Origin of the sequence: Sphingomonas sp. dw_22 (assembly GCF_018449795.1) — a bacterium.
Classification (GTDB): Bacteria; Pseudomonadota; Alphaproteobacteria; order Sphingomonadales; family Sphingomonadaceae; genus Sphingomonas.
The window spans coordinates 1-8,190 of sequence record NZ_JAAVVE010000081.1 but is presented as its reverse complement, the minus strand read 5'-3'; the positions used below and the strand labels follow the sequence as shown (position 1 = coordinate 8,190).

Sequence of the window (8,190 nt, the reverse complement as noted above, 5' to 3'; positions counted from 1 at the left end):
CGCGGTTCGGCCTTGCTGCGCGCCTTGGGCTCGGCCTCGCGTTCCGCGTCGCCCTTGCCCGGGGCGGCGGCGACGCGCTCGATCTTCTGGCCGGTGAGCTTCTCGATATTCTGGATATTCTCGGCGTCTTCGGGCGTCACCAGCGTATAGGCGATGCCGGTCGCGCCCGCGCGGCCGGTGCGGCCGATGCGGTGGACATAGTCGTCGGGATGCCAGGGCGCGTCGAAATTATAGACGTGGCTCACGCCCTTGATGTCGAGGCCGCGGGCGGCGACGTCCGACGCTACCAGGATGTTCACGTCGCCCGCCTTGAAGCGATCGAGTTCGGCGATGCGCTGCGATTGCTCCATGTCGCCATGGATCTCGGTCGAGCGGAAGCCCGATTTCTGCAGGCTCTTGTTGAGATCGCGCACCGTCGTCTTGCGGTTGCAGAAGATGATCGCGTTGGTCACGTCTTCGGCGCGCAGCAGGTCGCGCAGCACCGAGCGCTTGTCGGACGCGGCGACCGGCACGATCCACTGGCGGATATTGGTGTTCGCCGTTGCCGGCCGAGCCACTTCGATCCGCTTGGGATCGCTCAGGAACTTGTCGGCCAGCTTCTTGATGACCGGCGGCATGGTGGCGGAGAAGAGCAGGGTCTGGCGCTGCTTGGGCAGCTTGGTGCAGATTTCCTCGATATCGGGGATGAACCCCATGTCGAGCATCCGGTCCGCCTCGTCGATCACCAGCATGCTGCAGCCGGTGAGCAGGATCTTACCGCGGCCGAACAGGTCCATCAGCCGGCCTGGCGTCGCGATCAGCACGTCGACGCCCTTTTCGAGCGCCTTGACCTGATCGCCCATCTGCACGCCGCCGATGAGCAGCGCCATCGAGAGCTTGTGGTTGAGGCCGTATTTCTCGAAATTCTCCGCCACCTGGGCGGCGAGCTCGCGGGTGGGCTCGAGGATCAGCGAACGCGGCATCAGCGCGCGGGTGCGCCCTTCGCCCAATATGTCGATCATCGGGAGAACGAAGGCGGCGGTCTTGCCTGTGCCCGTCTGCGCGATGCCGATCAGATCCTTGCCCATTAGGACAGAGGGGATCGCCTGGCGCTGGATCGGTGTCGGCTCGGTATAGCCGGCGTCGGTCACCGCACGCAAAAGTTCGTCTGACAGGCCGAGATCGGCAAAGCTCATGCAATTGTCCGGGAAATGGGAGACGCGGCCACCGCGCTTCCTGATCCTTCACGCGCTTGCGGATTTGTCGGCCGATGTCAAGTGAAACGCGCTCTTCCGCGCGTTTCCGGACAGGCTTTCAGCGCGCCACGACGAGCGTGCGGAATGCCTGTATGGCGCAGGAACGCCCGGATCGGGAACGCAGCGAATCGCGGCCCGCGCACAGCTTCCTGTCTTCGTCCGGCTTGAGGTAGAAGCCCCGATAGAAGCCCAGCGCGGGGCATTCGGAGCCCAGCTTGGCGCGCAGCAGCGATCCGTCGTTCAGCACCAGATCGATGCTGTCCGACGCGTTGAACGTGAAGCCTACGATCTTCTCCACCTTCACGCAGTCGGAAGCCTTCTTCTCCTTCACCGCCGGCAGGCGCGGCTGGCGCAGGATGATCGTGGTGCTGGTGGTCACCGTCACGCGGGGGACGTGGATCGTGACGTGCTGCTGCTGGAGCATGTCGACCGCGCCGGACCATAGATGCGGCTCGGGCGCAGCCGCAGGGGCCGCGAGCAGCAACATGAGACCGGAGGCGGCAGGCAGCGGATTGAGCATGGTTGGGGCACGCTTCTACGACACAGGCTTGAACAGTGGATGAACTGACGCAGCGCGTGCTAGCACGCAACCGTCATGACGCCCGCACAACGCAAGATCGTCGATACCGTGCTGGAACGCTTCGGTTCCAAGGCGGTGACCACCGATGCCGAGACGATCGCCCCCTGGACGACCGATTGGCGCGGGCGCTTCCACGGCGCCGCGCCCGCGCTGCTCTCGCCGGCCTCGATGCAGGAGGTTGCGGCGATGGTCGGCCTCGCTGCCGAGGCGGGCGTTCCTATCGTGCCGCAGGGGGGCAATAGCGGCATGGTGGGCGGGGCGACGCCGCCGGCGGACGGATCGGCGCTGCTGTTGTCGCTCCGCCGCATGAGCCGCATCCGCGCGCTTTCGGCGGAGAGCAATCTCGCCGTGGCCGAGGCGGGTGTGATCCTGGCCGATCTGCGCGAAGCGGCCGAGGCGGCGGGGCGCCGCTTCCCGCTCGATCTCGGCGCGCGCGGCAGCGCCACGGTCGGCGGGCTGGTCTCCACCAATGCCGGCGGCGTGCAGGTGCTGCGGTTCGGCACGATGCGCAGCCTGGTGGCGGGCGTGGAGGCGGTGCTGCCCGACGGATCGGTGCATGACGGGCTTGCCGCGCTCAAGAAGGACAATCGCGGCTATGATCTCAACCAGTTGCTGATCGGCGCGGAGGGGACGCTGGGCGTCGTCACCGCGGCCACGCTGCGCCTTGTGCCCGGCATGGTCGCGCGGGCGGTGGCCTGGGTCGGCATCGACAGCCCGGCGCAGGGGCTGGCGCTGCTCCGTGCGATCGAAAAGCGCACCGACGCGGTCGAGAGCTTCGAAGTCATGCCCGACGATACCGTCCGGCGCGTGATCGATCATGTGCCGGGCACGCGCCTGCCGCTGCCGTCGCCGCATCGCTGGCATGCGCTGATCGAGGCGGTGGCGACCGATGTGGAGGCCGAGCCGCCAGCCGCCCTGCTCGAACGCCTGCTTGCCGCCGCGCTCGAATCGGGCCTGGCGGAGGATGTAGTGGTCGCCGCCAGCGAGGCCCAGGCCGAGGCGTTCTGGCGCATCCGCCATTCGATCTCGGAGGCTGAGCGCGCCGCCGGCCCGGCCCTCCAGCACGACATCTCGGTGCCGGTGGACGACATGCCGCGCTTCATGATCGAAGGCGCCGCGGCGGCGGAGGCGCGTTTTCCGGGGACGCACGGCATCGCCTTCGGCCATCTCGGCGACGGCAATGTCCATTTCCACGTCCGCGCGCCCGAGGGCGTCGATGCCGCGCGCTGGTATGCGGAGGAGGGGCCGGCGATCAGCCGCTTCGTGCATGACATGGTGGTCGCGGCCGGCGGCTCGATCTCGGCCGAGCACGGCATCGGCCAGATGAAACGCGACGAACTGGCCCGATTGAGCGCGCCGTCGCGGATGATGATGTTGCGCGCGATCAAGACTGCGCTCGATCCCAAGGGGATTCTCAATCCCGGCAAGCTGGTGGCGCTTGCGCCGGGGCCGGGCAGGCCATAGACCCGCGGCCGCATATTCCACGCAATCCGCATTTTTTCAGGAGACGATGATGGCCAGCGCGCCACAGGCCCAGCTTCCCTTGTTCTACAACGGCATCGAACCGCTTTCGAGCCAGGTACATGCCGATTTCCGCTTGCAGGTTCGCGACAAGGCGCCGTTCCTCGCGGACCAGCATGCGGTTCCGGTCACGGTCGAGGAATTCCCGCTCGTGCAGCGGTTCCTGCCGATCGTCTTCTCGGCCGGCGAAGATCCCGTCCCGCTGGCGCTGATGGGCCTGAACGAGGGCGTGAACACCTTCTTCGACGAGGAAGGCAAGCTGATCGAGACCAATTTCTACGTTCCGGCCTATATTCGCCGCTATCCGTTCCTGCTGGCGCGGCTCCGCCCGGACACCGACGAGCTGTCGCTCTGCTTCGATCCCGGCTCGGGCGTGGTCGGCGCATCCGAAGAGGGCGAGAAGCTGTTCGACGAGGGCCAGCCGAGCGAGTTCACCAAGGGCATCCTCCAGTTCAACGAGCAGTTCGAGCAGGCCGGCGCCCGCACCGGCATGTTCATGAAGGAGCTGAAGGAACTCGGCATCCTGATGGACGGCGAAGTCAGCATCCAGCCCGACGGCGCGGCCCAGCCCTTCGTCTATCGCGGCTTCCTGATGGTCGATGAGGCGAAGCTCAACGAGCTGCGCGGCGATCAGCTCCGCAAGATCGTGCAGAACGGCATGCTGCCGCTCATCTATGCCCATCTCTTCTCGCTGACGCTGATGCGCGACATCTTCGCGCGCCAGGTGAACCAGGGCAAGATGCCCCAGCCGCAGCTCGTCTGATGGCGATCGGGGACGCGCGCGGCGATCGCTACAGCCGGGGAGCGATCGCCTTCCATTGGGCGATCGCCGCGCTCGTCCTCTTCAATCTCTGGCTCGGCCTGTTCCACGAAGTGCTGCCGCGCGAGTGGAAGGTGATGCCGGTCCACCGCTCGATCGGCATGCTCGTGCTGGTGCTCACGCTGGGGCGGATCGCGTGGCGGCTGGCGAATCGCCCGCCGCATCTGCCCGATCCGATGCCCGCCTGGGAAAGGGCGGCGGCGAAGGGCATGCATCTCGTCCTCTATGCGCTGCTGCTGATCCTGCCGCTCACCGGCTGGCTGCTCTCGTCCAATCCGGCGCGGCCGCGGCCGTTCGAATGGTTCTACCTGTTCCAGGTGCCGAAGCTGCCCGCGACGCCGGCGCTCGCATCCGGTGCGCATGAGGCGCATGAGCTGCTCGGCTATCTGATGACGGCGTTGGTGCTGATCCATATCGCCGCCGCGCTGCGCCACCATTTGCTGCTGCGCGATGGGGTGCTGGCGCGGATGCTGCCCTGGGTTTCCCGCGGCCGCTGAAAGCATTTTTCGGCGGTGCGGCAAGGGGCCTTGAACTCCCTTCCCATGCAACTATATCTGCCTTGTACGGCTTCGTGTCCCCCCTTTCGCGAGGCTGTACGGCACGCCCTTGGGCGTGTCTCCTCCCTGAACCTTGGCCACCTCGTGGGAAACCGCGAGGTGGTTTTTTATGTGCCGGCCTGTTTCAGCGAAGCTGAAACGGCAGCGGGCCGGCACCGAGCCAGCGAAGCTGAAAACGACTCTATTCGGCGGCGATCGCGGTGGGGAGGGCTTCGTCGGCGACTGCGTCGATGATCGCGCGCAGCAGCGCCACGGTCGGCGCCAGGCCCGTGCCGGGCTGGTCGAGCGCGGCGTCGAGATAGAGCGACCGATCGAATTCGAGTTGGATCGCGTGGATGCCGTGGCGCGGATCGCCATGCCGCTCCAATATGTGCCCGCCCGAATAAGGCGTGTTGGCGCCGGCGGCGATGCCATGGGCACGCGCCACGCCTTCGATCCGCCCGATGAAGCGCGCGGCCGAGGACTTGCCGAATCGATCGCCCAGCACGAGCCGCGGCGCGCTCGCGGGATCGCCGAGCGGCGGCATCGAATGCACGTCGAGCAGCACCGCCACGCCGAACCGCGCGCGCGCCGATGCCAGCGCCGCGTCGATCGCGGCATGATAGGGGCGGTGATCGGCGCGGATCCGCGCCGCGACTTCCTCGCCCGAGAGACGCCGGCTCCAGATGTCGCCCGAATTGCCCACGCGGCGCGGCACCAGTCCCAGCCCGCTGCGCAGCTTCGCCGATTGCGGGCGGCCGATCATGCTCGCGCCGTCGTCGAGTCGCGGGTCGCGCTCATGCTCGCCGCGGTTGAGGTCGATCCAGGCGCGGGCGCGCTCCGCCACGAACAGCGTCTCGTGCCGGCGGGCGCCCAGACCCAGCGAATCGGCGTGACGGTCCTCCAGTCCCCTGAGCGCCGCCAGCGGCACGCGCAGCGCGGCGCGGAGCGGCAGGGGATAGTCGCGCCCGGCATGGGGGACGGAAAGCACCACGGGGCTGATGGGCTCCAGCGGGCCGTGTCGCGCGAAAGAGGGCGATGCCGTCACCGGTCCTGCCCTAAATGTGTCCCAGGATTTCGGCAATGGGACAGCCTCGAAGCTGGAAAATGTTAATCGCTTCCATCATAAGATGGCTGCTTGCGTAAGGTGGGAAGACGATGATCCGGATTTTGCTGGCCGAGGACGACCGTGTGATGCGGGAATACCTCACTCGGGCGCTCGAGCGCTCGGGCTATTCGGTCAGCGCCGTCGATCGGGGCACGGCGGCCCTGCCGCTGCTCCAGACCGAACGATTCGATCTGCTCCTCACCGATATCGTCATGCCCGAGATGGACGGCATCGAGCTCGCGCAGAAGGCGAGCGAGATCGCGCCGGACATGCGGGTGATGTTCATCACCGGCTTCGCGGCGGTGACGCTGCGTGCCGGCCAGCAGGTGCCGCAGGCGCGCGTGCTCTCCAAGCCGTTCCACCTGCGCGACCTGGTGCTGGAGGTCGATCGGCTGTTCGAGGCGGAGAGCATTCCCACCCGCAATTGATTTTGCCACATCGGCGGCTTGCAAGCGTGGAATTCCATCGCTAAAGGGCCGCTTCCCGAGTTTCGCCGAGAGGCTTCGGGCGCGTAGCTCAGTGGTAGAGCACTGTGTTGACATCGCAGGGGTCGCAAGTTCAATCCTTGCCGCGCCCACCATTTCGAAGCCCCGGAAAACGCAATGTTTTCCGGGGCTTTTTCGTGTCCTGAGCACGGTCGGGGGCTGACGCCTCCGCAGGCAGGCGAGTCCGGGATCGAGCGGCGCGCCGGTGCGGCCGGGTGGACAAGGTGTGGATGCGCAACTACGCTTTGCGGTTATTCCATTCGCGCAAGCGGAATCCCCCGATCGATCGTGCCCATGCGTATGAACGCGAAGAATGCCGTTCCGGAAACGCTGGAAAGCGTGTTCCTTCGAGACCGGGTGCGCCTGCTCACCTTCCTGAATCGCGCGGGTGCGGGCGACGAGGCGGAAGACCTGCTGCAAGAAGCCTGGCTGAGGATAGAGGCGTTGCGCGGCCGCGAGCTGCCCGAGCAGCCGCTTTCCTATCTCTATCGCCTGCTGCACAATCTGATGCTCGACCGGCGCCGCGGCGCGATGCGATCGGCGCGCCGCGATACCGAATGGGCTGATATTTCCGGAAACGCGGCGCTCGGCATCTCCGACGATCCCGGAAGCGAACGGCGGATGATCGCCGAGGAAGAGGTCCGCGCGATCCATGCCGCGGTCGAGGCGCTGGGCGAACCCACCGCGACGATCTTCCGCCGCCATCGTATCGACGGCGTCGTCCAGCGCCGGATCGCGGAGGAGCAGGGGCTGGGGATCAGCACGGTCGAGAAGCATCTGCGCCGGGCCTATGCCACGCTCCTCGCATGGCGGAGGGCGCGCGATGAGGCATGAAGCGATCGGCGGCGTCTTAGGGGCATGGCGATGACGGACGTCTCGGAAGCGCTCGAACAGGAGGCGCTCGGCTGGGTGATCCGGTTGCGCCATGCCGATGCGGAGGACTGGGCCGCGTTCGACGCCTGGCTCGCCGGCGATGGCGCGCGTGCCGATGCGTATTGGCGGCTCGCCGCTGCGGATGCCGATGTGGCCGAGGCGCTGGCCCGGCCCCTGCCGGTGGCGAAGGTGATCCCGCTCGCCGCCGCCAGGCCGCGCCGCCGGCTCCTGCCGATCCTGTTGCCGATCGCCGCGTCGATCGCGATCGTCATCGGCCTGTGGTGGACGCTGGCGCCTGGCGCCGGTCCGCAGGGCGGCTATGTGCTGGAGACGCGGCCGGGCGAGCTGCGTGAGGCGGCTCTGCCCGACGGTACCCGCGTCGCGCTGAACGGCGGTACGCGGCTGGAGCTCGACCGTGCCGATCCGCGCAAGATCCGTCTCGCCCGGGGCGAGGCGCGGTTCGAGGTGGTCCACAAGCCGGGCGATCCCTTTGTCGTCAGCGCGGGGGACGCGCGGCTGCACGATATCGGCACCGTGTTCGACGTCACCCGCGACGGCGCCCTGGTCCGCGTCGCGGTGGCCGAGGGCGCCGTGCTCTACGAGGAGAAGGCCGCGTCGCATCGGCTGGGCGCGGGCGACAGCCTGGTGCGGGATGCCGCAGGAGCGATCCGCCTGGCGAGAATGGACCCGGCCGATGTCGCCTCCTGGCGCGCGCGGCGGCTGGTCTATGACCGCGCGCCCTTCGCACTCGTCGCCGCCGATCTCGCCCGCGCGACGGGCATGCCGGTCGCGCTCGATCCGGCGCTTGCCGAGCGCCGGTTCAGCGGCGGCCTGCGCCTGGACACGGCGCCCGACGCGCCGATCGCCCACCCCGCCGCACTGTTGGGCGTCCGGGCGCGGCCCGCCCGGCATGGCTGGGAACTTCCGGAACGGGAGAACCTGCCCGCGGGTGGTGTCCCACCCCCTCCGCGCCAGAGCGCCCCCTTCCCGCGGCCCGGCCGGTGGGCGCCCGCCTCCCCCCGGGCCGCCAGG

General features: G+C 68.0%; 9 protein-coding genes and 1 tRNA gene. 7 read left to right on the top strand and 3 right to left on the bottom strand.

The genetic code is table 11. The annotated features are described in order from the left end of the window. Together HB724_RS19930 and HB724_RS19925 are read right to left on the bottom strand one after the other, a co-directional pair. Positions 1-1,175 (bottom strand): DEAD/DEAH box helicase (locus HB724_RS19930; RefSeq protein WP_256731639.1); only part of this gene is annotated, 1,175 nt, incomplete at its 3' end. Positions 1,176-1,293: 118 nt separating this feature from the next. After that, positions 1,294-1,755 (bottom strand): hypothetical protein, encoded by a 462-nt coding sequence (locus tag HB724_RS19925; RefSeq protein WP_213982696.1) that lies wholly within the window; start codon positions 1,753-1,755, stop codon positions 1,294-1,296. 75 nt (positions 1,756-1,830) lie between these two features. On the opposite strand from HB724_RS19925, the gene HB724_RS19920 reads away from it, so the two are divergent. The 3 genes from HB724_RS19920 to HB724_RS19910 are packed head-to-tail and all read left to right on the top strand — an operon-like array spanning position 1,831 to position 4,653. After that, on the top strand, positions 1,831-3,279 hold the full coding sequence (locus tag HB724_RS19920; protein WP_213982695.1) for an FAD-binding oxidoreductase: 1,449 nt from the start codon (positions 1,831-1,833) through the stop codon (positions 3,277-3,279). A gap of 49 nt (positions 3,280-3,328) precedes the next feature. Then, on the top strand, positions 3,329-4,099 hold the full coding sequence (locus HB724_RS19915; RefSeq protein ID WP_213982694.1) for a SapC family protein: 771 nt from the start codon (positions 3,329-3,331) through the stop codon (positions 4,097-4,099). After that, a complete protein-coding gene (locus HB724_RS19910) occupies positions 4,099-4,653 on the top strand; it encodes a cytochrome b (protein ID WP_213982693.1) in 555 nt (184 codons plus the stop codon). The genes HB724_RS19915 and HB724_RS19910 overlap by 1 nt, the downstream gene beginning before the upstream one ends. Positions 4,654-4,894: 241 nt before the next feature. Here the strand turns inward: HB724_RS19910 and HB724_RS19905 are convergent, their stop codons facing one another. Continuing rightward, complete coding sequence (locus tag HB724_RS19905) at positions 4,895-5,683, bottom strand: N-formylglutamate amidohydrolase (protein WP_213982692.1); 789 nt, start codon at positions 5,681-5,683, stop codon at positions 4,895-4,897. 167 nt (positions 5,684-5,850) lie between these two features. Here HB724_RS19905 and HB724_RS19900 point away from each other — a divergent pair, with 167 nt between their 5' ends. From HB724_RS19900 to HB724_RS19885, 4 genes are all read left to right on the top strand, one after another. Then, complete coding sequence (locus HB724_RS19900; protein WP_213982691.1) at positions 5,851-6,228, top strand: response regulator; 378 nt, start codon at positions 5,851-5,853, stop codon at positions 6,226-6,228. Between the two features lie 77 nt (positions 6,229-6,305). After that, a tRNA-Val gene (locus HB724_RS19895) sits at positions 6,306-6,380 on the top strand. Positions 6,381-6,579: 199 nt separating this feature from the next. Further along, positions 6,580-7,119, top strand: coding sequence for a sigma-70 family RNA polymerase sigma factor (locus HB724_RS19890; protein ID WP_256731638.1), 540 nt, complete (start codon positions 6,580-6,582; stop codon positions 7,117-7,119). A 30-nt stretch (positions 7,120-7,149) separates the two neighbouring features. Next, on the top strand, positions 7,150-8,190 hold a 1,041-nt coding region (locus tag HB724_RS19885), incomplete at its 3' end, for a FecR domain-containing protein (RefSeq protein ID WP_213982690.1).